Origin of the sequence: Pseudomonas californiensis (genome assembly GCF_021147775.1) — a bacterium.
GTDB classification, from domain to species: Bacteria; Pseudomonadota; Gammaproteobacteria; order Pseudomonadales; family Pseudomonadaceae; genus Aquipseudomonas; species Aquipseudomonas californiensis.
In genome coordinates this window covers 18,199-44,611 of the sequence record NZ_JAGTPK010000039.1, presented here as the reverse complement: position 1 = coordinate 44,611, position 26,413 = coordinate 18,199, and the positions used below count along the sequence as shown (strand labels likewise).

The following is a 26,413-nucleotide window of genomic DNA, read 5'->3' as shown; positions in this document are numbered from 1 at the left end:
AGGATTACGAAGCCTTGCTGCCGTGGAACTGCGAACCTCGACTTCACAGCTAAGCGCTTTACCTATCTTTTGCCAGGTGGGGTTTATGGAGCGCTTACGTATCAACGACCCGCTGCTTGCCCAGGAGGTCGCTGACTTCACGAACGACTGCTATGCACGGGCGCGTGCAAAACTGTTCATGACCCAGCCTAACCTGAGTAAGGATCAACTCAACGACGTCAACTGGATCGGCTCGAGGTTCTTTCTGCAGACGCCAGGGTATTACGATGATGGTTTCTCTGGATTTAGGTCACACAGTCCTCGGACCAGATGGCCCTACGACGCAACAAGAGATGCGGGCCTGCCACAAACCAATGGTGGTGGGGGATTTCCTACCTGCACGCAGTGGTGGTCAGATAGCAGCATTGGCCTACGAGCCAGGCTGCTGGAACAGGTCAGTCCAGATCTGCTGAGCAAGCTCGCTCAGTGGGCAAAATTCATGACCCCGAATGAGGTGAACGACTCGGTCATCCGCGATCTGGTCTCCCCGAGGAAGCAGAAACTGACCCAGGGACAGGTGTATACTGACTACGGCGGCCAAGTGGGTGGTTCAGTGATGAATGACTTCACACGCCTGACCGCAACCGTCGGTCAGGCAGCAGGATCGTTGGCGATGTACCCCGCCATGGACAGCGTCCGTCAGGCAGCCCCCATGGTAATGGCCTTTTTGAAGATGGCTTTGATCATCTGTATTCCATTTGTCCTGGTATTCGGAATGTTTGATCTGAAGGTCGTGATGACGATCACATTCGCCGAGTTTGCATTGATCTTCGTGGACTTCTGGTTTCAATTGGCCCGCTGGGTGGATAGCACGATACTGGACGCCTTGTACGGCAATGGGATCGGCAGTGACGTACCTCATTCCAACTTCGACCCAGTGTTTGGGGCCAGCAATGCACAGGGAGACCTGCTGCTAGACTTCGTGATAGGGGCAATGTTCATCGTCCTGCCAAGTTTCTGGGTCGTTGCGCTCGGCTGGACCGGAATGAAACTTGGATCACTTATGAACGGACTGAGTGAAGGTACAAAGTCGGCTCAAGCAGCTGGGGCGAAAGGGGCTGAAGAAATTAGAAATCACATGAAACAAAGAAAATAACGGAATAATAGAAAAAGACCTGCAAATGCTGGTCTTTTTCTATCTATATTCATTATCAGAATCAAACCACCCTTTGGTCTGCCCGAAGACATTTGACTCTATACCATAAGGCAATTCTTCTTCCGCGAGAGAACGGTTCAAAGCATCGCATGTGGCTGACGTATTCAATATGCCCAATATTACTCCGAGTATAGCGACGACTCCCAAAGCATACAGCAATCCCCACGCCACGAAGAATGCGCCAGTACCGAACACCGCCGCACGGGCACCCCACTTGACTGGAGTGATGATCACTCTAGGCACACCGGTGCGGTCGAAAAGCGACCAGAACGCGCGCTCAACATTGAGTATTCGACGCAGACCACGACCGAGCACGTGGCCAAAACGCGCTGCACCGCTTAAATCCGTATTGGCATCTGTGGTCATGAGCCACCTCCCCTTGTCGATTAGAGTATGTCGTATTGACATCAATTTATAACCCATGAGTGAGTATCTTCAGCTCAATCCCCCTTGAAAATCAAGCCCTCAACGAGCAGTTGGGCAACAGATACCGACCGTTGAGCCGCCCGAGTCGACAGTGTTTCCGGATGAATGGGGCTGCAAGCGAACCCGCTACACAGAGGCTCCAGCTGCTCCTATAGACCATTCACAACCCATAAATGATCGTCAAGCCCCTCTAACACAGCGTGTATTGATCTCATCCTGCACTCCCATCACCTTCTCCGACGATGCCGACTGCGACGCCGCGAACAGGTCATTCGTAAAATTCGCGAGACTGTCGCAGATCCTGCAACAGTATCTCAGCCTCACTGTACTTGAACCCCGGTAGAAACAGACGACTCACTGCCTCAGTTGCCCCCAGGTCATCAACCGCACATCGTAGGTGAGTTATGGGCGGCTTGGAATCTTAAGTCTGGTTAGACCGAAAGCGAGTCGCCAAGGGTTTTTCAATGCCGAGCAAGTGCACCAGACTGCACGCGATCGCTTCGGGCTTGAGCGCTGACCGGCAGCCCCCCTTGGTCAAGGAGGAGGAATCACAGCCTTTCCACGTGACCAACGAGCCATCCATACGAGCAACACCATCATCCCTACAGGGCAAGCCATGACCGCCAACAATCCAATGTGAATGTCTGAATAATTTATGATGACACCCACCAACCAAGGGACAATACTACACCCCGCGTTGCCGATCGCTGTCAATACAGAGAACATTGTCGCCCCTCCCTGGGGGTAGGCATCAGCAGAAACAGCTAGCATCGTTGGCCAAAGGCAACTTCCCGAAAATCCTGCGGCAATAGCAGCAGCTATTGCAATTACAGGGCTAGGCGGAAAACTGATTACTATGAAAAGAACAGCAGTAACCGCGCAACACCCAAGCATCAAAGGAACTGGTGGGACGTGCTCTTGCAAGACCGCAGCGACCATTCGGCCGAGTGCCATACCGACGGAAAATCCAGCCAGCGTAAAACCACCAGCTTCTTTCGAGTACCCTAATCCTTGTTCGACGTAGGTAGGCAGCCATTGTGAAAGCCCTGTTTCGGTTGCTCCACCTAAAAAGATGGCGATCAGACAAACGATAAAAAAGGGTTGCCGGATAAGCGCCGGCATCGAGTCCCGTTGCGTGTCTTCATCTATTAAGGGCGGCAAGGTCAACCGCAGAAACAGCAAAAAAGTAAATAAAGGCGCAGCCATCATGACGAGTGAAACAATTCGCCACGAAATACCCCACCTCAGCGCGACACTGGCGATCAGCACTGCCCCCACAGCACCTACGCAGAAAAAAGCATGCAACCAGTTCATGGCTGCGCTACGCCGATCTGGCTGCAGGGCCGCCACGATGGGGCTCAGAATCATGTCCAGTACACCCGCGCCAAAACCCATAACCGCAACGGCGAACAACAGAAAGGAGTAGGAAGGAGAGCAGGCGACTACTCCCAAACCGGCCATGGTGATCAGCAGACCGATGAGAATGAAAGCCATGGCGCTGCCACGGTCCGCCAAAGGCCCCGTAACCAGAATTGCAACGATGAAACTGAGAAACATGACAGCGGGAATTCTGCCAAGTTGCTCAGCTGTAAGCCCTGATGCTCCACCGAACGTATCACTGAATGAAGTCAGGTATACCGGTAGGAAGTTAAGCGCCATGGCCAGACATGCCATGGCGGCGTAGCACGCATAAAGTGCGCGGCTGTTTTGGCTGAATAGATTCTTCATTACTCACACGACTCTTTGAATTAGAAACGGGAGGAGGTATGCGCATCCCACAGACATTCTGTCCACTCTATTTCCGAAAAGTGTGCGGCAAATGACGAGTCACCCGGACTACTCGCAAAAAACCCGAACTGAACCGTGGTATGTGCTTGAAACATATGAAACATCCGCATCATATTAAAGATTTTTCCGTCAGCGGAATGCTCGAGCAGAAAATCGTTGCCCCGGCGACTAAGTCGGTAGTACATAGTCTGCGTAACACGATCAAGATTGGTCATTGCCCAATCCGAGAACCCGTTATTCGTGACCACCGAAAAAAGCTGCTGATAGCCATTACTCTGATATTCGATCCCGCTTTTCATCCAGTTACTATCATCTATATAGATCAACATTCCACACTGATCAAAAAACATATTGGATTCAAACGCAACCTTAGATTTCAGCGTCCAGAAACGTTCCTCGCTGCGCATCACAATACCCGGAGCATTATTGTATTCAAGACCATAATAGGTACCCCGCCAAAAGTCAGTATCAGGTGACGTATGGATGACGAGTTCATTTTCGGTAATCGAGAAATGCTCAGGAGTGTTAATCCAGTTCAGCTCGGAAAAATTGAGTTTTTTCATACTATTTTTCTGCAAACCATTGCTTGATGTCACAATGATTATTGGCGATCAGATCAGCAGCGCTCAGATCCTGCTGCAATGAGCTGGGATGACGCAAACCTATACAAAACATATGGGCGGCCTTCGCAGCGGTAACACCGTGATGGGAGTCTTCAATAACCAGACATGAACGAGGTGACACTCCAAGTCCTTTGGCCGCCGTAAGAAAAATCTCCGGATTCGGTTTACTCTCTTTAACATCAGTACCACAAATAACCTCTTTGAAAAATCGACGCAATTTCGTTTTTTTCAATATAAGCTCGACCAAATTACGTGGAGACGAAGAGGCTACGGCACAGGGCACTCTGGTATGCTCCAGCAAATTGAGAAGCGCCTCCACGCCAGGCATGGATTGAAACGATTCAAAACTGATTGAGCGCATTAATTGCTGTTGATGCTGTGCCATCAGGTGGTCGATGGATTCAGTGAGCGCGTACTCATTTTTAATCGTGCTCCACATGTAGTGCTGTGTAGTTCCCAAAAAACGTGACAGATCTTTTTCATTAAGGGTCACGCCGTAGCGCAAACAGGAACTCTTTTCCTGTTCCATATAAAGGGGCTCACTGTCAACCAGAACTCCATCCATATCAAAAATAACAGCCCCTATCGCCTGCATCAGTATGGGCTCCGATTGTTCGATTCGCGCTTGAAGTGCATGAGATTGTAATGGGGGCGTGCTTCTAAAGCATGCAGCGTAAAGGAATTGGCCATGTTGATATCCCGATACCCCTCCCCGTCAGCAAGCGTTGCAGTTGCCGCACCACCTATGATGATAGGCACCTGCATGAGTATAATTTCATCTACCAGATCGAGATTGAATACCTGCCAGTTCAGGTTGCCACCGCCCTCAACCATGATGTGGTTTATTCCGCGCGCCTCCAGCATAGGGAAAAGTCGTGTAAAGTCGACATGCTTTGCACCGGCAAAGAGCACCTCCTTTCCACAAGCACGGATATGTTTGACCATGTCATGATCACGAGCCTGTTCGGTAGTTGCGATAATAGTTTTCTCTGGTGATTTGAAAATACTGGCGGAAGCAGGCAGATCTAAGGAGGTGGTGGGAATGATACGTAATGGGTTACGACCCGACTCATAGCGATTGGTCAATTGTGGATCGTCAGTAACAATTGTATTGCGCCCTACCATGATTGCGTCGACTTCGCCGCGGAATTTATGGATAAAACGCATATCATCATCATTAAAGTTCTGAAACAACGGCTTGCTGGATGCGCCTTTGCCCATCGTCAACTTGCCATCAATTGATATCTGACTGAATACAGTAACTTTCATATTGATTCCTTGATTCCTTGATTCCTTGATTCCTTGATTCCGCTCGTATCATACAGAGGAAATTGGGTATTAAAAATAAGCAAGATTTGGTGTGAATACGCTTTTTATATTGGGGGCGGAAGCATCGTTCAGAAGTGCATCAAAAACCTCCGAGTGATTTTCTAGCACGTAGCGATGCGTTACCAGCCGCCCTAGCTCAGGAAGTTTTTGCACAAGACGAATTGCTCTAGGAAAGTGCTGATTGTATTCTCCAGCAGAAATAATACTGATAGCGTTAATCAGGAAGTACTTAACAGGCAGCATGTAATGATAGTCGCCATCAAATCCAAAAAGTACAATTCTCCCACCGCGACCGATGTAGCGTGAAGCTGTATCGATCTGATTACCGACAGTATCGATAACAACATCAAACTTTTCTTGGTGCTGCATCTGCAACTCAAGATCATCGGCATGTATAACATCAAGACTTTGTGAGCGGCCGAACTGTATGCGATGTGTGTTTCGATCAGTGGCGAGCGTGTCAACCCCCATTGAGCGCAGAACGATCTGCGCAATCAGACTCATAGGGCCAGACCCTAGGATCAACACACGCTCTCCCGCTCGAATGAACGCCTGGTCTATATTATTCAGAATGCAGGCGACAGGCTCAACCAACACGCCAGCTGCCCAGCTCATATCGTCTGGCAATTGATACACAAAACGCTCACGAGTAACGAAGCGCTCGGCAAAAGTTCCATGTTTGTTGACACCTGCGATATCCAACCCAGCGTTCACCCCCCCATTGCATAGGTGCGTTTTAGCAAGACGGCAAGGTTCGCAAACGCCACAGTATTCGTTGGGATCAACAACCACCCGCATCCCTTTTTGTAGGTGTACTACGCTCTCACCTACATCGATAATAATGCCAACTGCTTCGTGCCCGCGTATAATGCCCACCTCTCCACCTTCACGGCCCGACAATACCGCCAGATCAGTTCCGCATATACCTGATAGCACGATATCGATTTCTACGCCGTCAGGAGCAAGCATGACAGGATCCTTGCAATTCACAAGTTCAAGCCTCTGGTTATCCATTAAGCCCAGTGCTTTCATAAGTTGATAATCACTCCATTTCTACCAGGAAAATATTAGCCATAAAGCGCTTTTGCTGCCAAACCTGCTGCAACGCTTAGCTTTAAGCAATGTTGGTCTGCCCAAGCATCTCTGACCCAAATCGACAAAAGTCACACGATGAGTGGCTGTTCTTCCAGTTTTGGTTCCAGATTTTTCGCGCCACGCCTCGCTGCCGCCCGGTCCCCCGTACAAACGGGTTGATTTTTCAGCCCCTCCCCTCACAGGCGCAATGAAGCAGGCTGAGGCAATCAAAGCCCCAAAGAGCCGAAATGGTCTGAAGCAAATGGCAAGGCAAAGGGTTTGAATGGAATGGGTAATAAGGGTAAGTGCCTTACCCGAAAAGGCCGGCGGGCCCGCCGAAAATGGATGCCGAAAGGGTTAGAAAGGCAGCTTTGCACGAATTGGAATTTACAAAAAACCAATCTAAACAAGCAGTTGAAGACTACATTTTCTTTGGCAAGCATGGCAACATCGGTTCGCTGACACTGTTTGGATCCCAACCATTCAGGTGGCGGCTCATGTACATAACCTTTCCAGGATGGATATGGGTTTCGACTTGTCACGCTGAGCCCTATAGAGCAAAAGGCCCACCATGACTTCATCATGGGTGCCTCAATGCTTAGCTTCTTTCAGCGAAGAAAAACATCGCCAACCACGCCCTCCAATGCTGCTGCAGGGTTTATCAAACACGAGTCTTCTGACGCGTTACTGTCTACTCCCCGACGGCGTCAGCTCATTGAAAACATCTGGCAGCGAACGTCCCTGCCCCGCGCGCAGTTCGATACGCTATACGTGCAGGCATTCAAGAGCTACGCAGCCTTGGTGCAGCATCTCCCTGCCTCGGAGAATCATCACCATGCCTATCATGGTGGCATGCTGGATCACGGTCTTGAAATCGTCGCCTACGCACTGAAGATTCGGCAAATGTATCTGCTGCCAATCGGAGCTCCGCCCGAGTCACAGGCTGCCCAGTCCGAAGCGTGGTCTGCCGCATCGGCTTATGGTGCGCTCGTCCATGACCTCGGCAAAATTGCGGTGGACGTCAACGTGGAACTGGCAGACGGCACGACCTGGCATCCATGGCATGGGCCACTGGATCAGCCATACCGATTCAAGTACGTGAAAGGTCGCGACTACCGGTTGCATGGAGCTGCGTCGTCGCTGATCTACGCCAATGTCATTCCGGCGAAGGCACTGGACTGGCTCAGCGGGTTTCCCGAGCTCTGGGCCCAACTGGTGTTCGCGTTCGCAGGGCAATATGAGCATGCCGACATCCTGGGAGAAATTGTCTCTCAGGCGGATCAGGCATCGGTGGCGCAAGAACTCGGCGGCAATCCGGGTCGGGCAATGTCAGCGCCTAAACAATCCATTCAGCGACAGCTGGCCGAAGGCTTGAGGATGCTCATCTCTGAGAAATTCAAGCTGAACCAGCGATGGTCCTTCAGACGGCTGGCTGACGCAGGACGGCTTGTGGCTTGTCAGCAAGCCTGCGGTAGACCAGCTCAGGGCTCATCTGCTGTCACAGGGCATTGAGCACATTCCGACGTCCAATGCCCCCATGTTCAACCTGCTCCAGGATCAGGCAATCATTCAGCCTAATGGAGAGGGAAAAGCCATTTGGAAGGCCAGCATCGACAATGGTCGCGGCTGGAAGAACACGCTCACGGTACTGAAAATCGCGCCGGCACTGATCTGGCCAAACGCCACCGAAAGACCAGAGGCGTATACCGGCACCCTTACGGTGGAAGCCGCAGGACCGGTGGAAGAAGTCGAGCAAGCGCTTGTGGGAGCCGCCGAACCACTTTCGGCAGGTAACAACAAGAAGATACCTGCTGCGATCAATCAGACGGTGCAGCAATCCTCTCAGAAACAGGCACCTGCACCAGTAAAAGATTTTGATGCGCTGGATGAGCTGCTCGATCTATTTCCCGATCCAGTACCTGCTGTTCCAACTGCACCAGTGCAAAGTAGCCCGGAGAGCACTGACGACGATCAGATCCCCTTTTCTCCTCCGCCCAAACCTTCTGCTCGGCTTAGCCAACCCAAGCAGGCTATGGCTGACCCTCCCATGTCTGAAACAGCTCCAGCAACTGACGCCGCCAAGAACTCGACCGACTCGGCCCAGAATCACGGTGCCAACTTCTTGGCCTGGCTGAAGGGCGGCGTAATTTCTCACCGGATCATCATCAATGACGCCAAAGCGCGTGTACATACCGTGGACAGCACCGCATTTCTGGTCAGTCCTGACATCTTCAAACGTTATGCGCTTGAGCATCCGGCGATCGAGCATGAAGCGAAAGAGCGCGATCTCGAAGCCTGGCAATTGGTCCAGCGATCTTTTGAGAAGCTGAAAAAACATCGTAAGACGCCCGCAGGCCTGAACATCTGGACGTGCTTGGTCAAAGGACCACGCAAAAGCAAGCAACTGCGGGGCTACCTGCTCATTGAGCCCACCGACGTTTTTAGCGAAGTGCCCTATGACAACCCGGTCATCAGCTTGGCGGACTTGGCAGATAAGGAACCATCTGAATGAACACGATGACACTGCCTGAGCTGACCCAGGAATACATCCTCACTCATGACCTGAGACCCGACACCGTCAAGATCTACTGGGCTGCCACAAAGTCCTATGTCAGATTCTTCGGCGACCGTCTGGCAAGCGAGACAACGCACCGGGACATGCTCGACTGGCGCCGATCAGAACTGGAGAGAATCTCAAAGCGCAGTTGGAACACGTACTCCGGCCACCTGCGAACGGTGTACCGATATGCAATGGAGCATGGTCTCGTTGACCTCAAGGCCAATCCTCTGAAAGAAACACGTGTGATCCCCGCCAAACGACCAAAGAAAACCGTCAACACAGACGCCATTGTACGTGCGAGAAACTGGCTAAACATTCTGGTCCAGGAGGAGCGTGCAACCGGGAACAGAACAGAGATCACCCCCGCATGGTTCTGGCTCGCAGTATTTGAAATGTTCTACTACACGGGCATCAGGCTCAATGCCCTGATCTGCTTGAGGTATGCCGATATCGATTTGGGACAACGCCTGATCAGAGTCAGGGGAGAGACAGAAAAGACTCACAGAGAATTCATGATCCCCATCCCAGACGGACTAATGCCTCATCTGAAACGGCTCATGGACATCGCGCAACGAGTCGGCTTCGATCCCGCCGACCAGATTTTCAACGTCAACCGCTTCTCCGGCCATTACAGTCGCACACAGATGAACGCTGATCAGGTGGAAGCCATGTATAAGAAGCTCACCGCCATGACGGGTGTTCGAATGACACCTCATCGCGTCAGGCATACCATTGCCAGTGAAATGATGCGACAGCCGGAACGCAACATTCACATAACAAAAAACCTGCTCAACCACTCCAATATTGCGACCACGATGGAATACATCGAACCGGATTACGACGTGATGCGCGAGGTCATGAATGAGCGCGGCAAGAGACCAGCAAAAATTAATTATCTGCCCAAGTCAGATGCCGCCAACCGAGAGAGTGCGCGTACAGGCAAGAAAGCCCCCGCAAAACATCTGACCCAACGCTCAGTCAGCAGCAGCCCTGCCATCAAATCAGGTAGCCTCTCCCAACCTACACCCCCTCCTGCCCCAGCAGCCAATGCCCACTCACCCTTGAAAGCTGATGAGATACGCCGCGCGGGTGTGCAGGTCAAAAACACCGAGTCCAATCTTTCAGAAAAATATGGAACTGACCCAGAGGAGCGAACAAATCCTTTTGACGATTCCACTGAGACGCCCATGAGGCAGGCTCTGCCTCATGACCTGTTCAGCCCGGAAGACCTCGCACGACAGCTTGAGGCGTTTTCGCAGTGGGTAAGAGAAGCTGCTAGCGGCAGAATAGTCGTGTGTCCTACAACCACTGATAGCCGATTACCGTCAGGCTCGAACGAGCAAATGGGCAACCCACTGCCGTCAGGCTTTGACGCAAGCGTCTGGAACAACCGCACCGGCTAAAGTATGGGGGCTAAGACAATTGCTAACTGCCATCAGTAATGGTCATACCCGCCTATTGTCTGTGCCAAGAGCCGACGTCAGGAAGACGGTACGAGGGCAGATAAGCGACGAACGCTGATTCGCACCCGCAAAAAAAAAGCCCTGTTCACAAGCTTTCGCTTGGAACAGAGCGCTGCAATTTGACATCACCGCGTGTCGGAGTTATGTTTCGCCACAGACGGCTGCTTGCCTGGATAAATCGTTCCACATGCAATGCTCGCCCTCAAGAAGCAAACGACACACCGTAATTGAAGATTTGAAGCACACAACAGTGTTTGGTCGGGGTAAGGGGATTCGAACTCCTGACATCCTGCTCCCAAAGCAGGCGCGCTACCGGACTGCGCTATACCCCGGTAAATCAAGGCACCTCAACCAGCTGCCTGCGACCTGATACGAGTGGCATCAGATCTTTAAGATTCGGCTCCAAGGTGAACCTGGAAGCCAAAAATGGTGGGTCGTGTGGGATTCGAACCTACGACCAATTGGTTAAAAGCCAACTGCTCTACCAACTGAGCTAACGACCCTCTGTTGTGTGGCGCGTATATTACTGATTTTTATCAGTAATTCAACACCTATTTTAAAAAAGTTAAAAATAACGAGTTGGGTCGGCTACACCAGCGGCTGAAAAGCCCTCTGCGCGCAGGCGGCAGCTGTCGCATTTACCGCATGCGCGGCCCTGATCGTCGGCCTGATAGCAGGAGACGGTGAGCGAGTAATCGACGCCCAGCGCCGTGCCTGCTTTGACGATGTCGGACTTGCTCAGGTTTTGCAGCGGCGCACGGATCGTGAAGCCCTGCCCTTCCACACCCGCCTTGGTCGCCAGATTGGCCATGCGCTCAAACGACTCGACGAATTCGGGGCGGCAATCCGGATAGCCGGAATAATCGACAGCGTTGACGCCTATGAAGATGTCACGCGCACCCAGCACTTCTGCCCAGCCCAGAGCCAACGAGAGAAATACGGTGTTACGGGCAGGCACATAAGTAACCGGGATGCCCTCTGAAGGCGCCTCAGGCACCGCGATCGAGCTGTCAGTAAGCGCCGAGCCGCCAATCCCGTTCAGATCAAGGCCGATGACCTTGTGCTCGACAGCACCTAGATCTCGAGCAACACGCGCTGCTGCATCAAGCTCGGCACGGTGGCGCTGACCGTAATCAAAGCTCATGGTGTAACAGGCGTAGCCTTCAGCGCGAGCCATGGCGACGACAGTCGCCGAGTCCAGGCCGCCCGACAAAAGAATCACGGCTCTTTTTTCAGTTCTGGTCATTTCAGTCATTTCAGCGCCCCGGCTCGTCGTCCCAAAGAATTTTATGCAGTTGCATCTGCAAGCGTACTGGCAGATTGTCTGCCACGATCCAGTCAGCGAGATCACGCCCTTTAAGCTCGTGATGACTGGCCGAGAACAACACTTCGCCTGCCCGACGGTCCAGCCCGTACTGGATCAGCTTGGAAACGGCCCAGTCATAGTCTTCGCGCGAGCAGATCACAAACTTGACTTGGTCGTTGGGCGTCAGCAGCTCAATGTTTTCATAACGGTTGCGCGCCACCTCTTTCGAGCCAGGGGTCTTTAGATCCACAACACGACTGACGCGAGTATCCACCGCCGATATATCCAATGCACCGCTGGTTTCCAGCGATACCTGATAGCCCTCATCACAGAGGCGTTTGAGCAAAGGAATGGCATTAGGCTGGGCGAGCGGCTCGCCACCGGTCACGCAGACGTAACGAGGCCGGTAGGACGCTACCTGCCCCATGATGTCGTCCAGCGTCTGAATGGTGCCACCGCTAAAAGCATAGGCACTGTCACAGTACTGACAGCGCAACGGACAGCCGGTCAGACGGACAAATACGGTGGGCAGCCCAGCCGTACGAGTTTCACCCTGCAAGGAGTGAAAAATTTCGGTGATGCGTAGTGTGTCTTGCATATCAGCCACGGGCGTAACAGCTAAACAGGCCGTCCGCCTCCGTCAGGCACTTCCAGGGACCCGGCAACGCGGAATCCAGAAAAGCGTAAGGTGTACCGGAATTTCGGGTGCGAGAGTTTAACGAAAAAGCCGCGACAGGCGCGGCTTTCTTGAACAGAGAGTCAAAACATCAGAGGCGCTGAAGATCTCGCTGCGCCAATTGAGCAGCAGACGTACCCGGATACTGGGCAACCACCTGCTGCAGAATGCCTTTTACCTTGTCGGTATGACCCAGGCGACGCTCGACATCTGCCAGCTTGTACAGCGAATCAGGCACCTTGGCATGCTTGGGGTACTGCTGACTGACTTTAGCAAAGGCCTGACCGGCGCCCTGAAGGTCGCCCTTGGCCAGATTCACTTCGCCCAGCCAGTATTGGGCGTTGCCCGCGTACGTGCTGTTCGGGTATTTGCGCAAAAAGGCCGCAAATGCCTGACTGGCCTTGTCGAAGTCTTTTGCCTTGATCAAATCGAAGGCAGCCTCGTAATAAAGCTTTTCCTTCGCCGGATCAGGAGGCTCGGTGCCTGCTGCCGGTGCCTGAGCTGCCGAAGCAGAAGGCGCACCACTGGCGTCGATAGCGGCGCCAGCAGGTTGAGAATTATTGGTAGCTGGAGCGGCTGCGCCACTGGCTATCCGTTGATCGAGTTCCTGATAACGCTCCAGAGCTTCCTGCTTCATGCGCTGGATATCGTTTTGCTGAACTTCGACCATACCGCGCAAACGCGCGATTTCGTCCTGCATTTGTTGCAATTGCATGAACAGCTGACCTTGTGCCGAGGCAGGGGCCGTAACCCCTCCCCCGGCATAGGCGCCGGACGTGCCATAACCCGCTGGCGGATAACTGCTGCTGCCAGAGCCAGAATTGTTATCGACCACGGTTGCCGCACCCAACGCTGAAAGCGGAAGGGCGAGGGCCAAAACGGTTAGAGCACGTCGGCACGTTCGCATGTCAAATTACTTACGCAGTTCGACGCGACGGTTTTGAGCCCAGGACTGCTCGTCGTTGCCGGTAGCAACTGGACGCTCTTCGCCGTAGGAAACCAGTTCCAGCTGAGCTGGGGAAACACCTTGCAGAACCAGGTAGCGTTGAACGGCTTTCGCACGACGCTCGCCCAGTGCCATGTTGTACTCGCGAGTACCACGTTCGTCGGTGTTGCCTTCCAGAACAACGCGAGCGCCGTTGGATTTCAGGTCTTTAGCGTGCACATCCAGGGAGCGCATTGCTTCTGGCTTCAGGTCCGAACTGTCGTATTCGAAGTAGAAGGTGGTGATTGCGCGCAGAGCAGCTTCTTCGCTCAGGGAGCCGTCAACAGCACCAGTGTTAGCGCCGTAACCAGCGTTAGGGTCGACAGCGCCAGCACCGGCATTGTCGCCGCCTTTGGACGAGCAACCTACAGCTACAGCCATGGCCAGAGCCAGCGCAGCAAACTTACCAAACTTCAGCATTTCCATCTTGAAACTCCTAATGAACCCCAGTGTGTTAAGCAAATCGTGTAGCGCCGCGTCAGTTCAGGTAAGGGGACCAGGAAGGTTCTCTGACTTCGCCTTGAGCGGTAGGAAGCGGGAGCCTTACGCGTCCGTTAATGGACACGAGCATCAAGACTCCCCGGCCCTGCTGGCGGGTGGCGTAGATTACCATGGTGCCGTTGGGCGCAACAGTAGGCGACTCATCAAGGTTGCTATCTGTGAGGATTTTTACGCTTCCGCGGGCCAAATCCTGCACTGCAACCTTGAAATTAGTGAAGCCGTCCTGCCTGTGAATCATCACCAGCGTCTTTTCATCGGCTGACAATTTCGGATTGGCGTTGTAGTTACCCACGAACGTAACACGTTCGGCACCACCGCCGTTGATATTGGTTTTATAGATTTGCGGCTTTCCGCCACGGTCCGACGTGAAATAGATCGTCGAGCCGTCCTTGCCGAAGAACGGCTCGGTATCAATGGAAGAATCGTTGGTAACACGGGTCAATTGACGCGAAGACAGATTCATCACATAAATTTCCGGGTTGCCGTCCTTGGAAAGAACGAACGCCAGCTTGCTGCCATCCGGCGACCATGCAGGCGCGCCGTTCAGGCCTTCGAAGTTGGTGATCTGCTCACGACGGCCGGTATCGATGTGCTGAACGAAGATGCGTGGGCGTCTCTGCTCGAACGATACGTAGGCGATACGCTTCCCATCTGGCGCAAAACGCGGCGACAGGATTGGTTCACGCGACTGCAGCAGCGTGACCGCACGTGCCCCGTCGTAATCCGAACGCTGCAAGGTGTAACGCGTGTTGCTTTCCGAAAAACGTTCGGCAGTCACGTACAGCATGCGGGTGGAGAAAGCACCTTTGATACCGGTGAGCTTCTCGAACGACTGGTCAGCGATATAGTGCGCCATGTCACGCAACTGATCGTTGGTGCCAGACACGTTACCGGTCAACACCTGCTGCTCGGTGGCCACATTGAACAAGGCGTATTGAATCTGCAGACGACCGCCTGCAGGGACAATGTTACCGACCATGACGTATTGGGCACCCAGTGCCTTCCAGTCACGGAAAATGACTTCGCTGGCCTGGGTCGGCAAGCTGATCATGTTCTGTTTTGGAATCGGCGCGTAATAACCAGAGTTGCGCAGGTCGTTACTTACGATCTCCGCCATGTCTTCCGGCAGCACGCTGCCACCCTGCCAGCCAAAAGGCACGACAGCGATAGGAGCCGCGCGGTCGCTGCCGCTGGTGACCAGAATATTCTTTTCTTCTGCGTTCGCCATTCCGGCTGCACAACAGAGAACGAACAGCAGTCCTCGAAAAAGGTTGATCACAAGGCTAGATCTCCAGGTGTGAATGTCATCTTGAATGAACGATAGGGAGCGAAGTCAGCCGGCTTCAGACCCTGCATTTCTGTCAAACGCCCAATATTCTTGACCGCAGCAACGGCAGAGCTGTCAAACGGCCCATCACCACTGGACTTGGCAATCGATACGGAAGCGATTGTACCGTCCGGCAACATACCGATCTGCAACGTTACCGACATGTTGTTACGTGCCGATGGTGGTCTGCTCCAACCTTCCGAAGCCCGTACACGAATCAAGTCGTCGAAGCTGCCTGCCGTTTCATCGCCCTGCTCGTCCGCCAGCGCCTGTTGCCGCTCGGGTTTATCGGACAACAAATCGGCCAGTGCCTGCGCCTTCTTGTCTTCTGCCGACTTGCGAGCTGCTTCCTGTGCCTTTTTGGCAGAGTCAGCGGCGGCTTTCTTTTTCGCGTCCTCGGCAGCCTTCTTCTTGGCGTCTTCTGCGGCCTTTTTCTTGGCCTCATCAGCAGCCTGCTTCTTGGCCTCCTCGGCAGCGGCTTTCTTGGCGTCTTCCTCGGCTTTCTTCTTGGCTTCGTCTTCAGCTTTTTTCTTGGCTATATCAGCCAACTGCTTTTCTTCAAGCTTCTTGGCGTCGGCGACCTTCTTGGCTTCGTCAGCTTTCTTGGCATCATCGGCTTTTTTGGCCTCTTCTGCTTTCTGCTCGGCCTTTTTGGCTTCGTCGGCGGCCTTTTGATCTTCGGCTTTTTGAGCAGCCTCTTCTTTCTTTTGTTCCGCAGCTTTTACGGCTTCCTGCTTTTGCTGCTCGATTTTTTTCTGTTCCAACTGCTCGACTTCAGTTTGTCGTGCAGCGGTCTTCTTTGCCTCGCCCGCTATTTTCTGGTTGGTCTGGGTCGTCGCCTGACTTTTTGACTTGAGCTGATAGAGCGTAGCCTGAACGATAGGCTTGGCTTCAGGCAGATCTGGCGTCATGGCAAAACTGACGAAAAGCATGCCAAAAATCAGAATGTGCAATGCCACAGCCCAGACACTGGGCCAGAAATAGCTTTCCGAGGCTGTCGGCTCTCGAATCGGCTGCATCAGGGTGCCTCGGTAATCAAGCCAACATTCCCGACCCCAGCTTTCTGCAGCCCGCCCATCGTGCCCATGACAGAACCGTAATCAACAGTCTTGTCGCCACGAATGAACACCTGTGTCTGCTTGCCGGCATCACGACCGGCAGCGACGATCTTGGTCACGGCCGCAGTCAGCTGAGGCAGGGTCATTGCCTTGTCCATCTGCTTGTCGGTGTCGACTTCGCTGCCAAGGTTCCAGTAATAGGTCTTGTCAGCCTTGATCGAAATGGTCAGGACCTGGTTATTGTTGTCTTGCGGCAAAGCCTCGCTGGAGACCTTGGGCAAGTCGACTTTCACGCCCTGGTTGATCATGGGAGCCGTCACCATGAAAATCACGAGCAGCACCAGCATCACGTCGATGTAGGGCACTACGTTCATTTCGGCGACCGGCTTGCGTTTTCTGCGTCGATCTCGAGCGATTAAAGCCATGGGGGATTACCTGCTCACTCTTCGCTGGTGTGCACTTTACGGTGCAGGATTGCCTGGAACTCGTCGGCGAACGTGTAGTAACGGCCGATCAAGGTTTCGCTGCGAGCGGCAAAACGGTTGTAGGCAATAACGGCTGGAATCGCTGCGAACAGGCCAATGGCTGTTGCGATCAGTGCTTCGGCGATACCTGGAGCCACGGTTGCAAGGGTCGCCTGCTGCGCCGTTGCCAGACCACGGAACGAGTTCATTATCCCCCAGACCGTACCGAACAGACCGATGTAAGGGCTCGTGGAACCCACAGTCGCCAGAAATGGCAGGCCAGCTTCGAGTTTCTCTTCCTCGCGGGAAATAGCCACGCGCATCGCACGTGCCACACCTTCCATGACCGCATCAGGATCGACGCCGGACTGCTGACGCAGACGCGAGAACTCTTTGAAGCCGGCACGGAAGATCTGCTCGACACCCGAGTCTGGATCAGGATTGCTGCCCGCCTGACGGTACAGCTTGGACAGATCGATACCCGACCAGAAACGCTCTTCAAAGCTGTCCAGTGCACGTCGACCTGCACGCAGCATGTTGCTGCGCTGAAAAATCACGATCCATGAAGTGACCGAGGCGGCCACCAGAATCAGCATCACCAACTGAACAACAATGCTGGCATTGCTGACCAAACTCCACATGGAGGAATGGTCGACGACGTTAGCTTCCACGCTTTATCTCCTGCTCTGAATGTGTGCCCGCGCCACTCTGGTCGGCAAAGGCCGCGCGCAGAGTTTCGGGAATGGCCCGGGGTTTCAAACTATCGGCGCGTACGCACGCCACCAAGAACTGCCCCTCACAGAGCAGCGTTGCATCCGATGCCCGCCTGACCTGCTGTTGAAAGCGCAGGCTGACCCGGTTCAATTCGATCACTTCGGCACTCACCAGCAGCTCATCATCAAGCCGCGCCGGCTTGTGATAACGCGCTTCACTCGAGTGCACGACAAACAACAGGTTCTCCTGGGCCAACTCAGATTGGGCAAAGCCCAATTCACGCAGGCGCTCGGTCCGAGCCCGCTCCATGAATTTCAGATAATTGACGTAGTAAACGATGCCGCCGGCATCGGTGTCCTCGTAATAAACGCGACAGCGATGTGCGAACGACTGCCCCTCGTTTGCGCGCGCATACTCTAGTGCTTACTCCTCAGGTTGCCAATCCGGTCAGGCAACTGTTTTTCAACGATTTACCGGTTATTGCCTGTAACACCCAGGAGACTGGCAATGTGACCACACAAACCCTGAATAAATCACTTGTCGTAGCCATTATTCGCTTGAACCGTCGACAAAATCTTCGGATACCGGCATTTCGCCCATCCTCGACGGAATATTCAGCCCGAAATGCAGATAGGCATGCCGGGTGACCACACGACCGCGAGGTGTGCGCATCATATAGCCTTGCTGGATCAAATAGGGTTCGAGTACGTCCTCGATTGTGTGCCGCTCCTCGCTGATCGCCGCCGCAAGACTGTCCACGCCCACAGGGCCACCGTCGAATTTCTCGATCATGGTCAACAACAGTCGCCTGTCCTGATGGTCGAAACCGTGCTCATCGACGTCCAGCAGGTTCAGCGCCTTGTCTGCGATCTGACGGGTGATCTGCCCGTTGCCACGCACCTCTGCAAAGTCCCGCACGCGTCGCAGCAGACGGTTGGCAATACGCGGAGTGCCGCGTGCGCGCCGGGCAATCTCGAACGCGCCCTCAGGCTCAATGTACAGCCCGAGAATACCGGCCGAACGCGTCACGATGGTCGACAGGTCGGCGATGCTATAGAACTCGAGACGCTGGACAATACCGAAGCGATCGCGCAGCGGGTTGGTCAGCATGCCTGCCCGCGTGGTCGCACCGACCAGCGTAAATGGCGGCAGGTCCAGCTTGATGGAGCGCGCAGCCGGGCCCTCACCAATCATGATGTCCAGCTGGAAATCTTCCATGGCCGGATACAAGACTTCTTCAACGATCGGCGACAGTCGATGAATCTCATCGATGAACAGCACGTCGTTGGGCTCAAGATTGGTCAGGATCGCAGCCAGATCGCCAGGTCTCTCCAGCACAGGCCCGGACGTGCTCTTGATCGAAACCGCCATCTCCTGAGCAATGATGTTGGCGAGCGTGGTTTTCCCCAGCCCTGGCGGCCCGAAGATCAAGGTGTGGTCGAGTGACTCATTGCGGCCTCTGGCAGCCTGAATGAACAGCTCCATCTGCTCACGAACGGTGGGCTGACCAATATAGTCGGCCAGACTGAGCGGTCGAATCGCACGATCCAGCTGTTCGTCACGCTCGCGGCCGCCGGTGGCGGTTATCAAACGGTCGGCTTCTATCACTTATCCCATCCCCTTTAATGCACGCCGGATAAGATCAGCGCTGCTCAATCCTTTTTCCTTGATGGCAGAGACTGCCTTGCTCGCTTCAGGCGGCTTGTAACCGAGGGATATCAATGCGCTGACCGCATCAGACTCCGCCGTCGCCACCGGCTCTGGCTGACCCGGCCCACTCGAAACAAGTGTGAAGGTCCCAGGCAGTGTCTCCCAGGCCTTGAAGCGGTCCTTGAGCTCGACCAGCAGACGCTCGGCTGTTTTCTTGCCGACACCCGGAATACGTGTCAGCGCAGAGGTATCCTGGGCCTGAACGCATCGCACCAGCTCATCGACTTCAAGGCCGGACATCAGTGCCAGCGCCAGCTTGGGGCCAACACCGTTCAGACGGATCAGCTCACGAAACAGCTCGCGCTCGCGTTTTTCATAAAAGCCATACAACAGATGTGCGTCCTCGCGGACCACCAGATGCGTATGCAGCGTCACAGGCTCACCGACATGCGGCAGCCGATAAAGCGTGGTCATGGGCACTTCGATTTCATAGCCGACGCCATTGACGTCCAACACCAGGTGCGGAGGCTGTTTTTCGGCAAGGGAGCCGCGTAAACGTCCAATCACGTATCAGATCCTTTCGTGTTGCCTATCGCGTGCGCGAAGAAGAAGTTGGACACAATCATCACAGGAGTCACCGCGCTGCAAGTAAAAAAATGCGTACGAATGATGCAGTCAGAGACGCAACCGCCCACCACGACTGCGCGCAGTGCCCAAACCATGGGGGATAAGGCTGGAGCGTGTATGCGCGTGACACAGCGCAATGGCCAGTGCATCAGATGCGTCAATTTGCGGCTTCTGGGTCAGCTTGAGCAGATGCATGACCATCATCATCACCTGCTCTTTATTGGCACCACCGGTACCTGCGACAGCCTGCTTGACCTGCGTCGCTGTGTATTCGGCAATTTCCAGCGCCTCTTCAGCTCCGGCGACGATGGCCGCGCCCCTGGCCTGGCCCAGCTTGAGCGCAGAATCGGCATTGCGGGCCATGAAGACTTTTTCAATCCCCATCGTGACCGGCCCGTAGGTCTTGATCACCTCGCGGACACCGCGATACACAATCTGCAAACGTTCATGCAGCTCACCGCTGCCCGTACGAATGCACCCCGACGCGACATACACACAGCCACGCCCGGTATCACGCACCACGCCATAGCCGGTAATTCGCGAACCGGGATCGATACCAAGAATAAGAGTCATAAAGCCTGCAGCTAGAGGAGATAACGCAACACAATGAGCGCAGCATAAAGGCAGAAGCCGGAGGCCGATAGCTACGTGATGATCACGGCTTCGCGCCCCCGGCTTCTGATGCAGCTTTATTGGCCAACGATCAGCCCAGTTGTTCCATGACCTCGTCAGGGATCTCCGCATTTGAATAGACGTTCTGGACGTCATCCAGGTCTTCAAGCATGTCGATCAGCTTGAGGACTTTCTCTGCGGTCTCCAGGTCGAGCACCGCGCTGGTGGTCGGCAACATGACTATTTCCGCATCCGCAGCCTTGAAACCGGCTGCTTCCAGCGCGTTGCGCACCGCATAAAAGCCAGCAAACGAAGTAAACACATCGATGGAGCCGTCATCATTGCTCACAACGTCATCGGCATCCGCTTCCATGGCAGCTTCGATCAACGCGTCTTCATCAGCGCCTGCAGCGAAAGATATCTGGCCTTTACGGTCGAACAGGTAGGCAACGGAGCCGTCAGTACCAAGGTTTCCGCCGCACTTTGTAAACGCATGGCGAACCGCTGCGGCGGTACGATTGCGGTTGTCGGTCATGGTTTCGACCATGATCGCCACACCGCCTGGCCCATAACCTTCATAGCCCAGCTCTTCGACATCATCACCGTCAGCAGCACCCGCACCGCGCGCCACAGCGCGATCAATGGTGTCACGGGTCATGTTCGCGCCAAGTGCCTTGTCCAGCGCCAGACGCAGACGAGGGTTGGAACCTGGGTCACCGCCACCCTGACGCGCGGCGACAGTCAGCTCACGAATCCACTTGGTGAAGATCTTGCCTTTTTTGGCATCCTGACGCTCTTTGCGGTGCTTGATGTTCGCCCACTTAGAATGACCTGCCATCTCTCGCTCCAGATTCTTTTTGAAACACTTTCAGCCCTTGCCCGCCTTCCGGCTGGCAAAAGCCTGACTCAATTCGGGCAAGGCAGGACGCATCAACGATACGTCCCGCCTGATATCACTCAGCCTTCTGCTGTTCGCGCAGACGGATGTGCAGCTCGCGCAACGCCTTGGCGTCCACTACACCCGGTGCCTGGGTCATGACATCCGCAGCACTCTGGGTTTTCGGGAACGCGATGACTTCACGAATGGACTGGGCGCCGGTCATCAACATGACCAGACGATCCAGACCAAACGCCAGACCGCCGTGCGGCGGTGCGCCGTATTTCAGGGCGTCGAGGAGGAAGCCGAACTTCTCCTGCTGCTCGTCTTCAGCGATGCCGAGAAGACGGAAAACAGCCTGTTGCATCTCCTTGCGGTGGATACGGATCGAACCACCACCGAGCTCGGTACCGTTGAGTACCATGTCATAGGCACGGGACAACGCTGTTGCCGGGTTGGCTTCGAGCTCTTCAGGCGTGCACTTGGGTGCAGTGAACGGGTGATGCAATGCGGTGAAGCTGCCGTCGTCGTTCTCTTCGAACATCGGGAAGTCGACGACCCACATTGGCGCCCATTCGCACGTGTGCAGCTTCAAGTCGTTACCGACCTTGATCCGCAGCGCGCCCAGAGCTTCGCTGACGATCTTCGCTTTGTCAGCGCCGAAGAACACGATGTCACCGTCGACAGCGCCCACGCGATCAAGGATCACGTTGAGATTGGCTTCAGGGATGTTCTTGACGATTGGCGACTGCAGACCTTCGACGCCCGCAGCGCGCTCGTTGACCTTGATATACGCCAGGCCCTTGGCACCGTAGATGCCGACGAACTTGGTGTAATCGTCGATCTGCTTGCGCGGCATGCTTGCCCCGCCTGGAACGCGCAGGGCAGCAATGCGGCATTTCGGATCATTGGCCGGGCCGCTGAAGACCTTGAATTCAACCTGGGTCAGTTGATCGGCAACGTCTACCAACTCCAGCGGGTTGCGCAGGTCTGGCTTGTCGGAGCCATAACGACGCATGGCTTCCGCAAAAGTCATGTGCGGGAAGGCGCCGAAATCCAGGTCCAGTACTTCCTTGAACAGCTGACGGATCATCTTTTCGGTCAGACCGATGATGTCTTCTTCGTTCAGGAAGCTGGTCTCGATGTCGATCTGAGTGAACTCAGGCTGACGGTCGGCACGCAGGTCTTCGTCGCGGAAGCACTTGGCGATCTGGTAGTAACGGTCGAAGCCGGCAACCATCAACAACTGCTTGAACAGCTGGGGCGATTGCGGCAGAGCAAAGAAACTGCCCGGGTGTGTGCGGCTCGGCACGAGATAGTCTCGAGCACCTTCCGGCGTGGCACGGGTCAGGATCGGCGTTTCGACGTCCAGAAAGCCATTTTCATCGAGGTAACGGCGGATGCTGGTGGTAATGCGCGAACGCAGACGCAGCTTCTCGGCCATTTCCGGGCGACGCAGGTCGATGAAGCGATAACGCAGACGCGTCTCTTCACCGACATCGGAATACTCGTTGAGTGGGAACGGTGGAGTCTCGGACTCGTTCAGCACTTCCAGCTCATAGCCCAGGACTTCAATAGCACCCGACGCCATGTTCGCATTGACAGCACCGGCCGGGCGAGGACGCACCTTGCCGACAACCTTGACAACGTACTCGCTGCGCACGCGGTCGGCAGCAGCGAAAGAGTCGGCGCGATCCGGGTCGAACACCACCTGAGCCATGCCTTCACGGTCGCGGATATCGAGGAATATCACGCCCCCGTGGTCACGACGACGGTGGACCCATCCGCAAAGGGTAATTTCCTGACCTTCCAGACTCTCGTTCAGTTGGCCGCAATAATGGCTGCGCATCATGATGGTGTTTTCACTTCCAGTAATTCGAAATTCGACAGGGCTTCAGCTCCTGAGCTGCGCTCAATAGTGCAAGGCACCGGCACACAGTTCAAGCCAGCCCTCGCCCACGCAGAGTCATGCCCGTTAGCAAGGCGAGGGATTATATAGAGTTAATCGATACCGTGCAGCCGCACGAGCCTATCCAGCAGGATAAGTTCGTGGCTGCACCGTGCGTCAGCGACGCTTGGCCGCGACGCAGGGCGGGCGCGTGCCCGCCAGAGGCGGCCACGCAGGAATGGGGGGCAATCTAAGCCTGACTGATCTCCAGATGATCAGTTTTCAACAAGTGGGCAACACAGACAACTCGAATCAGACCGCTGAAATTCTTGACGCCGCCGTAGCGCAGATGGACCTCTCTGTCGATGTAGGAAAGCACCGCATTCACGGAGCAGTGGTTGGAATTTGCAATGCCGGCAAGTATGTTCCAATAGACTTTTTCGAGACGCAGACACGTAGCAAGACCATTCAGCCTTACCGATTTGGAATGGGGTTGCGCCAGCGTCATGTTGAAGTCTTCAACAAACGGATCATCATATATAGCACCCTGCCGACTTGAATCTTTAACCTCACGCTCAACACCTCGTACCGTCATATTCATTACCTTTTTAAAGCCAGATTGAACCACGAAAGAAATATTTATAAACAAGTCAATACGTGTTCTATAAAGCCCGATTCACAATTTTATATCCAGCAGGGCATACACCCTGTTGTCGTAGGACATGACAACACGAGAATAGCGAATAACGATTTGCAGGCCTGCAATAACGCACGCCCACGGCACCAGTGCGTTGAATACTTATAGCGAATGTAAAAAACCGGCTTGAGCGACCGCGGTCTGGGGACGCGCATGCGGGACGGCCGCAACAGCGAACTAAAGGAAGGTGATCCCTTGTCACCAGGCCGCGCAGGCCTGGCGAGGATCAAGCGAGTGGCATGACGCCACTCACCTGGAGCACTTACTTGGACTCAAGCATCGAGCGCAACATCCATGCAGTTTTTTCATGAACCTGCATACGCTGCGTCAAGAGATCAGCCGTTGGCTCGTCGCTGACTTTATCCAGAAGAGGAAAGATACTACGTGCAGTGCGGACAACTGCTTCTTGACCTTGAACAAGGCTTCTGATCATATCTTCAGCACTTGGCACACCTTCTTCTTCCTTGATAGAAGACAGACGTGCATAAGTCGAATAGGTCCCAGGGGCTGGAAAACCAAGAGCACGAATACGCTCTGCGATGGAGTCCACAGCCAATGCCAATTCAGTGTATTGCTCTTCAAACATCAAATGCAGTGTACGAAACATCGGCCCACTGACGTTCCAGTGAAAGTTGTGGGTTTTCAGATAAAGCACATAAGTATCCGACAGCAGATGCGAAAGACCGTCCACGATTGATTTACGATCTTCTTCACTGATACCGATATCGATTGCCATGTTTCATGTCCTTTTATTGAGGATTGGAAAGCAGTAACAACCGCTACTCTATCAAAGACAACCGGCGCAGCGCAGCTTTCTCTCTACAGAATCGCCCAGGCAGATACACCCGGGCGCAAAAGCATTGCGCGCCAGCACCACTCTGTATTTCATCAACGCTAATGCATGGAGGGACGATTACACCCGAACCCATCAGAAACCGGACGGAGGCTCTGCCTCGGCCCTCGCAGGAGCACTGAGGGAAAACGGTTCACGGCGACCGAAAAACCGTTCGAGCCAGCACAGGTACGTAATTTGAGTAGCTACCCGCTTTGCTGTTAAATACACCGCGTGTCGCTAATACGTTGTCATTCGGCTTGGCACATAGGCTGGCCCAGCGTCCGTGCATCACGCCTCCTCTTTTTCAGAAGCGTACCGGGCGCACTACCCGCTATTTCTCGTAATCCTTCTTGATATGTGAGCTTTTTAAAATGTTGAAAATTGTCCATCTGGTAACGGGAGCAACAGCCCTGTTGCTTTCTTTCATACCCAGTCTGCGTAGCGAAGCCCTGTCTTCGCCCGCACTGACGTCCGACGCGCTCTACCTGGTCTTCTTCGGGCTGCTTAACCTGATTCTCGCTCCGATGATCCCTTATTGGAACCGAGGCACGCGTCATAATTTGCAAAATCTAGTCAGCGCCCTGCTGGTGATCGCGGTGGTTCTACAGACCCTGATCCTGCTCGTTCCGCTTGAGACCATCGCAGGTCAGCCGGCAATCATGGCCAGCCTGATCCTTGCTGTCGCGGCTGTCGCATTGCATCTTGCCATCAGCTTCTATAAATCTTCCCCCTCACCTGCACCGCAAAGCCACGACATGAGCAATCGTGATACAGGTACCGTGAAGTGGTTCAATACGTCCAAGGGCTTCGGCTTTATTTCGCGGGACTCCGGCGACGATATCTTTGTGCACTTCCGAGCCATACGCGGCGAAGGTCATCGCGTATTAGTAGAAGGACAACGTGTCGAGTTTTCCGTCATGAACCGTGACAAGGGGTTGCAGGCTGAAGACGTGATCGCGGCACTGCCACGCCGTTGATGGGCTGAGCTCGCTCAGTCTTCTCCGCAAAAAAAACCGCGACCCTTTGACAGGTCGCGGTTTTTTTATGCCTGCACGCTTGCGCTGCTTAATAATGAGGCGGCGGAACATCATCTTCGAACGTATCGAACTGACTGCCCATTTCTTCCTGTCGCTTGAGCATTGCTGCCATTTGCTGCTTCAGATGGTCAAGCTCTCGCCGCTGCACCACCAACACATCATTCAATGCCTGGATAGTGTCATCCTGAAACGCAAGGCGGCTTTCCAACTCCATGACTCGCTCATCAAGGCTCATGATCACTCTCCCTCAAATCGAAAATCATTGATCAGGACCGACCGCAGCCGCTGACAGATTTCAGCGAACTGCTCATCGGTGTAGGCGACCGCCGGGTGCTTGCCCCATACCGGCGCCGGCCACGCCACGTCGTCACGCTTGCGCACGATCACATGCATATGGAGCTGACTCACGACATTGCCAAGCGCCGCGATGTTGAGTTTATCAGCGTCGAAGACGGTTTTTAACACCTTCGAGAGCTCGGAGGTTTCTTTCCACAACGCGAGCTGATCCTCTGCATCGAGATCGAACATCTCTGTGATATCAGCGCGGCGCGGCACCAGAATGAACCATGGGTAGTTCGTATCATTGGACAGCAGCAAACGGCACAGCGCGAAGTCGCCAATAGGCAACGTGTCTTGATGAAGACGTGAATCCAGAACGAACACGATAGAAACTCCTGATTGCCAGGTAAATGACAGGCTGG

Annotated in this window: 26 protein-coding genes, 2 tRNA genes and 3 pseudogenes; 4 read left to right on the top strand and 27 right to left on the bottom strand. The window is 54.1% G+C overall.

The genetic code is table 11. The annotated features are described in order from the left end of the window. On the top strand, nucleotides 1-1,135 hold a 1,135-nt coding region (locus KDX37_RS25120), incomplete at its 5' end, for a conjugal transfer protein TraG N-terminal domain-containing protein (RefSeq protein ID WP_231655804.1). 39 nt (nucleotides 1,136-1,174) lie between these two features. Here KDX37_RS25120 and KDX37_RS25115 read toward each other — a convergent pair. The 7 genes and pseudogenes from KDX37_RS25115 to KDX37_RS25085 form a co-directional block, all read right to left on the bottom strand. Continuing rightward, on the bottom strand, nucleotides 1,175-1,561 hold the full coding sequence (locus KDX37_RS25115) for a DUF3742 family protein (protein WP_231655802.1): 387 nt from the start codon (nucleotides 1,559-1,561) through the stop codon (nucleotides 1,175-1,177). Between the two features lie 246 nt (nucleotides 1,562-1,807). Further along, a pseudogene (locus KDX37_RS25110) lies at nucleotides 1,808-2,020 on the bottom strand (hypothetical protein); the annotation flags it as partial. 135 nt (nucleotides 2,021-2,155) lie between these two features. Then, on the bottom strand, nucleotides 2,156-3,349 hold the full coding sequence (locus KDX37_RS25105) for an MFS transporter (RefSeq protein ID WP_005746553.1): 1,194 nt from the start codon (nucleotides 3,347-3,349) through the stop codon (nucleotides 2,156-2,158). 20 nt (nucleotides 3,350-3,369) lie between these two features. Beyond that, on the bottom strand, nucleotides 3,370-3,972 hold the full coding sequence (locus KDX37_RS25100; RefSeq protein WP_231655800.1) for a DUF1349 domain-containing protein: 603 nt from the start codon (nucleotides 3,970-3,972) through the stop codon (nucleotides 3,370-3,372). 1 nt (nucleotide 3,973) lies between these two features. After that, entirely contained in the window at nucleotides 3,974-4,627 is a 654-nt protein-coding gene (locus KDX37_RS25095; protein WP_005746551.1) for an HAD family hydrolase, read from the bottom strand. Then, a complete protein-coding gene (locus KDX37_RS25090; protein ID WP_231655798.1) occupies nucleotides 4,627-5,301 on the bottom strand; it encodes a RibD family protein in 675 nt (224 codons plus the stop codon). Before KDX37_RS25090 ends, KDX37_RS25095 begins: the two co-directional genes overlap by 1 nt. 69 nt (nucleotides 5,302-5,370) lie before the next feature. After that, on the bottom strand, nucleotides 5,371-6,330 hold the full coding sequence (locus KDX37_RS25085) for an alcohol dehydrogenase catalytic domain-containing protein (RefSeq protein ID WP_231655797.1): 960 nt from the start codon (nucleotides 6,328-6,330) through the stop codon (nucleotides 5,371-5,373). A 687-nt stretch (nucleotides 6,331-7,017) separates the two neighbouring features. On the opposite strand from KDX37_RS25085, the pseudogene mobH reads away from it, so the two are divergent. Together mobH and KDX37_RS25075 are read left to right on the top strand one after the other, a co-directional pair. Further along, nucleotides 7,018-8,947, top strand: a pseudogene (gene mobH, locus KDX37_RS25080) (MobH family relaxase). Then, nucleotides 8,944-10,398, top strand: coding sequence for a site-specific integrase (locus tag KDX37_RS25075; protein WP_231655795.1), 1,455 nt, complete (start codon nucleotides 8,944-8,946; stop codon nucleotides 10,396-10,398). The pseudogene mobH and the gene KDX37_RS25075 overlap by 4 nt, the downstream one beginning before the upstream one ends. 315 nt (nucleotides 10,399-10,713) lie before the next feature. On the opposite strand, the gene KDX37_RS25070 is transcribed toward KDX37_RS25075, so the two are convergent. From KDX37_RS25070 to KDX37_RS24985, 18 genes and pseudogenes are all read right to left on the bottom strand, one after another. Further along, a tRNA-Pro gene (locus KDX37_RS25070) sits at nucleotides 10,714-10,790 on the bottom strand. Between the two features lie 95 nt (nucleotides 10,791-10,885). Further along, a tRNA-Lys gene (locus KDX37_RS25065) sits at nucleotides 10,886-10,961 on the bottom strand. 62 nt (nucleotides 10,962-11,023) lie between these two features. Beyond that, on the bottom strand, nucleotides 11,024-11,713 hold the full coding sequence (gene queC, locus KDX37_RS25060; RefSeq protein WP_231655793.1) for a 7-cyano-7-deazaguanine synthase QueC: 690 nt from the start codon (nucleotides 11,711-11,713) through the stop codon (nucleotides 11,024-11,026). A 1-nt stretch (nucleotide 11,714) separates the two neighbouring features. Then, nucleotides 11,715-12,362, bottom strand: coding sequence for a 7-carboxy-7-deazaguanine synthase QueE (queE, locus tag KDX37_RS25055; protein WP_231655791.1), 648 nt, complete (start codon nucleotides 12,360-12,362; stop codon nucleotides 11,715-11,717). A gap of 169 nt (nucleotides 12,363-12,531) precedes the next feature. Next, entirely contained in the window at nucleotides 12,532-13,347 is an 816-nt protein-coding gene (gene ybgF / locus KDX37_RS25050; RefSeq protein WP_231655789.1) for a tol-pal system protein YbgF, read from the bottom strand. Nucleotides 13,348-13,353: 6 nt separating this feature from the next. Beyond that, the gene (gene pal / locus KDX37_RS25045) at nucleotides 13,354-13,851 is read right to left on the bottom strand and encodes a peptidoglycan-associated lipoprotein Pal (RefSeq protein ID WP_025994450.1); all 498 of its coding nucleotides are present in this window, start codon (nucleotides 13,849-13,851) and stop codon (nucleotides 13,354-13,356) included. Between the two features lie 52 nt (nucleotides 13,852-13,903). Continuing rightward, nucleotides 13,904-15,154 (bottom strand): Tol-Pal system beta propeller repeat protein TolB, encoded by a 1,251-nt coding sequence (gene tolB / locus KDX37_RS25040; protein ID WP_231655788.1) that lies wholly within the window; start codon nucleotides 15,152-15,154, stop codon nucleotides 13,904-13,906. 47 nt (nucleotides 15,155-15,201) lie between these two features. After that, nucleotides 15,202-16,272 carry a cell envelope integrity protein TolA gene (gene tolA, locus KDX37_RS25035; RefSeq protein WP_231655786.1) on the bottom strand — a complete coding sequence of 357 codons (1,071 nt, stop codon included), beginning with the start codon at nucleotides 16,270-16,272 and terminating at the stop codon, nucleotides 15,202-15,204. After that, nucleotides 16,272-16,736 carry a protein TolR gene (gene tolR, locus KDX37_RS25030; RefSeq protein WP_002554654.1) on the bottom strand — a complete coding sequence of 155 codons (465 nt, stop codon included), beginning with the start codon at nucleotides 16,734-16,736 and terminating at the stop codon, nucleotides 16,272-16,274. The genes tolA and tolR overlap by 1 nt, the downstream gene beginning before the upstream one ends. Before the next feature lie 14 nt (nucleotides 16,737-16,750). After that, the gene (gene tolQ, locus KDX37_RS25025; protein ID WP_231655784.1) at nucleotides 16,751-17,446 is read right to left on the bottom strand and encodes a protein TolQ; all 696 of its coding nucleotides are present in this window, start codon (nucleotides 17,444-17,446) and stop codon (nucleotides 16,751-16,753) included. Further along, nucleotides 17,436-17,902: pseudogene (gene ybgC, locus KDX37_RS25020) on the bottom strand (tol-pal system-associated acyl-CoA thioesterase). Before ybgC ends, tolQ begins: the two are co-directional and overlap by 11 nt. Nucleotides 17,903-18,038: 136 nt before the next feature. After that, on the bottom strand, nucleotides 18,039-19,097 hold the full coding sequence (gene ruvB / locus KDX37_RS25015) for a Holliday junction branch migration DNA helicase RuvB (RefSeq protein ID WP_231655782.1): 1,059 nt from the start codon (nucleotides 19,095-19,097) through the stop codon (nucleotides 18,039-18,041). Beyond that, complete coding sequence (ruvA, locus tag KDX37_RS25010; RefSeq protein ID WP_231655780.1) at nucleotides 19,098-19,706, bottom strand: Holliday junction branch migration protein RuvA; 609 nt, start codon at nucleotides 19,704-19,706, stop codon at nucleotides 19,098-19,100. Between the two features lie 108 nt (nucleotides 19,707-19,814). Continuing rightward, nucleotides 19,815-20,339 carry a crossover junction endodeoxyribonuclease RuvC gene (gene ruvC / locus KDX37_RS25005; RefSeq protein WP_003364732.1) on the bottom strand — a complete coding sequence of 175 codons (525 nt, stop codon included), beginning with the start codon at nucleotides 20,337-20,339 and terminating at the stop codon, nucleotides 19,815-19,817. Nucleotides 20,340-20,469: 130 nt separating this feature from the next. Beyond that, on the bottom strand, nucleotides 20,470-21,216 hold the full coding sequence (locus tag KDX37_RS25000) for a YebC/PmpR family DNA-binding transcriptional regulator (RefSeq protein ID WP_231655779.1): 747 nt from the start codon (nucleotides 21,214-21,216) through the stop codon (nucleotides 20,470-20,472). 115 nt (nucleotides 21,217-21,331) lie between these two features. Further along, nucleotides 21,332-23,107, bottom strand: coding sequence for an aspartate--tRNA ligase (gene aspS / locus KDX37_RS24995; protein WP_231655777.1), 1,776 nt, complete (start codon nucleotides 23,105-23,107; stop codon nucleotides 21,332-21,334). Between the two features lie 286 nt (nucleotides 23,108-23,393). Further along, the gene (locus KDX37_RS24990; protein ID WP_231655775.1) at nucleotides 23,394-23,738 is read right to left on the bottom strand and encodes a ribbon-helix-helix domain-containing protein; all 345 of its coding nucleotides are present in this window, start codon (nucleotides 23,736-23,738) and stop codon (nucleotides 23,394-23,396) included. A gap of 364 nt (nucleotides 23,739-24,102) precedes the next feature. Continuing rightward, on the bottom strand, nucleotides 24,103-24,576 hold the full coding sequence (locus tag KDX37_RS24985) for a Dps family protein (protein ID WP_231655773.1): 474 nt from the start codon (nucleotides 24,574-24,576) through the stop codon (nucleotides 24,103-24,105). A gap of 470 nt (nucleotides 24,577-25,046) precedes the next feature. Between KDX37_RS24985 and KDX37_RS29575 the strand changes: the two genes are divergently transcribed. Then, nucleotides 25,047-25,652, top strand: a complete 606-nt coding sequence (locus tag KDX37_RS29575; RefSeq protein ID WP_319941718.1) for a cold-shock protein — start codon at nucleotides 25,047-25,049, stop codon at nucleotides 25,650-25,652. Between the two features lie 88 nt (nucleotides 25,653-25,740). Here KDX37_RS29575 and KDX37_RS24975 read toward each other — a convergent pair whose 3' ends face one another. Continuing rightward, nucleotides 25,741-25,947, bottom strand: coding sequence for a SlyX family protein (locus KDX37_RS24975; RefSeq protein WP_231655771.1), 207 nt, complete (start codon nucleotides 25,945-25,947; stop codon nucleotides 25,741-25,743). Between the two features lie 2 nt (nucleotides 25,948-25,949). Further along, complete coding sequence (locus tag KDX37_RS24970; RefSeq protein WP_231655806.1) at nucleotides 25,950-26,375, bottom strand: HIT domain-containing protein; 426 nt, start codon at nucleotides 26,373-26,375, stop codon at nucleotides 25,950-25,952. Between the last annotated feature and the right edge of the window lie 38 nt (nucleotides 26,376-26,413).

Bases quoted from the DNA above. Each gene is read 5' to 3' on its own strand.
- KDX37_RS25095 (WP_005746551.1), bottom strand. From the start codon at position 4,627: ATGCAGGCGATAGGGGCTGTTATTTTTGATATGGATGGAGTTCTGGTT.
- KDX37_RS25100 (WP_231655800.1), bottom strand. From the start codon at position 3,972: ATGAAAAAACTCAATTTTTCCGAGCTGAACTGGATTAACACTCCTGAG.
- ruvC (WP_003364732.1), bottom strand. From the start codon at position 20,339: ATGACTCTTATTCTTGGTATCGATCCCGGTTCGCGAATTACCGGCTAT.
- ybgF (WP_231655789.1), bottom strand. From the start codon at position 13,347: ATGCGAACGTGCCGACGTGCTCTAACCGTTTTGGCCCTCGCCCTTCCG.
- queC (WP_231655793.1), bottom strand. From the start codon at position 11,713: ATGACTGAAATGACCAGAACTGAAAAAAGAGCCGTGATTCTTTTGTCG.
- tolR (WP_002554654.1), bottom strand. From the start codon at position 16,736: ATGGCTTTAATCGCTCGAGATCGACGCAGAAAACGCAAGCCGGTCGCC.
- tolA (WP_231655786.1), bottom strand. From the start codon at position 16,272: ATGCAGCCGATTCGAGAGCCGACAGCCTCGGAAAGCTATTTCTGGCCC.
- KDX37_RS29575 (WP_319941718.1), top strand. From the start codon at position 25,047: ATGTTGAAAATTGTCCATCTGGTAACGGGAGCAACAGCCCTGTTGCTT.
- KDX37_RS25115 (WP_231655802.1), bottom strand. From the start codon at position 1,561: ATGACCACAGATGCCAATACGGATTTAAGCGGTGCAGCGCGTTTTGGC.
- KDX37_RS25075 (WP_231655795.1), top strand. From the start codon at position 8,944: ATGAACACGATGACACTGCCTGAGCTGACCCAGGAATACATCCTCACT.
- KDX37_RS25105 (WP_005746553.1), bottom strand. From the start codon at position 3,349: ATGAAGAATCTATTCAGCCAAAACAGCCGCGCACTTTATGCGTGCTAC.
- tolB (WP_231655788.1), bottom strand. From the start codon at position 15,154: ATGGCGAACGCAGAAGAAAAGAATATTCTGGTCACCAGCGGCAGCGAC.
- aspS (WP_231655777.1), bottom strand. From the start codon at position 23,107: ATGATGCGCAGCCATTATTGCGGCCAACTGAACGAGAGTCTGGAAGGT.
- KDX37_RS24975 (WP_231655771.1), bottom strand. From the start codon at position 25,947: ATGAGCCTTGATGAGCGAGTCATGGAGTTGGAAAGCCGCCTTGCGTTT.
- KDX37_RS25085 (WP_231655797.1), bottom strand. From the start codon at position 6,330: ATGCTTGCTCCTGACGGCGTAGAAATCGATATCGTGCTATCAGGTATA.
- KDX37_RS24985 (WP_231655773.1), bottom strand. From the start codon at position 24,576: ATGGCAATCGATATCGGTATCAGTGAAGAAGATCGTAAATCAATCGTG.
- pal (WP_025994450.1), bottom strand. From the start codon at position 13,851: ATGGAAATGCTGAAGTTTGGTAAGTTTGCTGCGCTGGCTCTGGCCATG.
- KDX37_RS24990 (WP_231655775.1), bottom strand. From the start codon at position 23,738: ATGACGGTACGAGGTGTTGAGCGTGAGGTTAAAGATTCAAGTCGGCAG.
- KDX37_RS25090 (WP_231655798.1), bottom strand. From the start codon at position 5,301: ATGAAAGTTACTGTATTCAGTCAGATATCAATTGATGGCAAGTTGACG.
- KDX37_RS25000 (WP_231655779.1), bottom strand. From the start codon at position 21,216: ATGGCAGGTCATTCTAAGTGGGCGAACATCAAGCACCGCAAAGAGCGT.
- queE (WP_231655791.1), bottom strand. From the start codon at position 12,362: ATGCAAGACACACTACGCATCACCGAAATTTTTCACTCCTTGCAGGGT.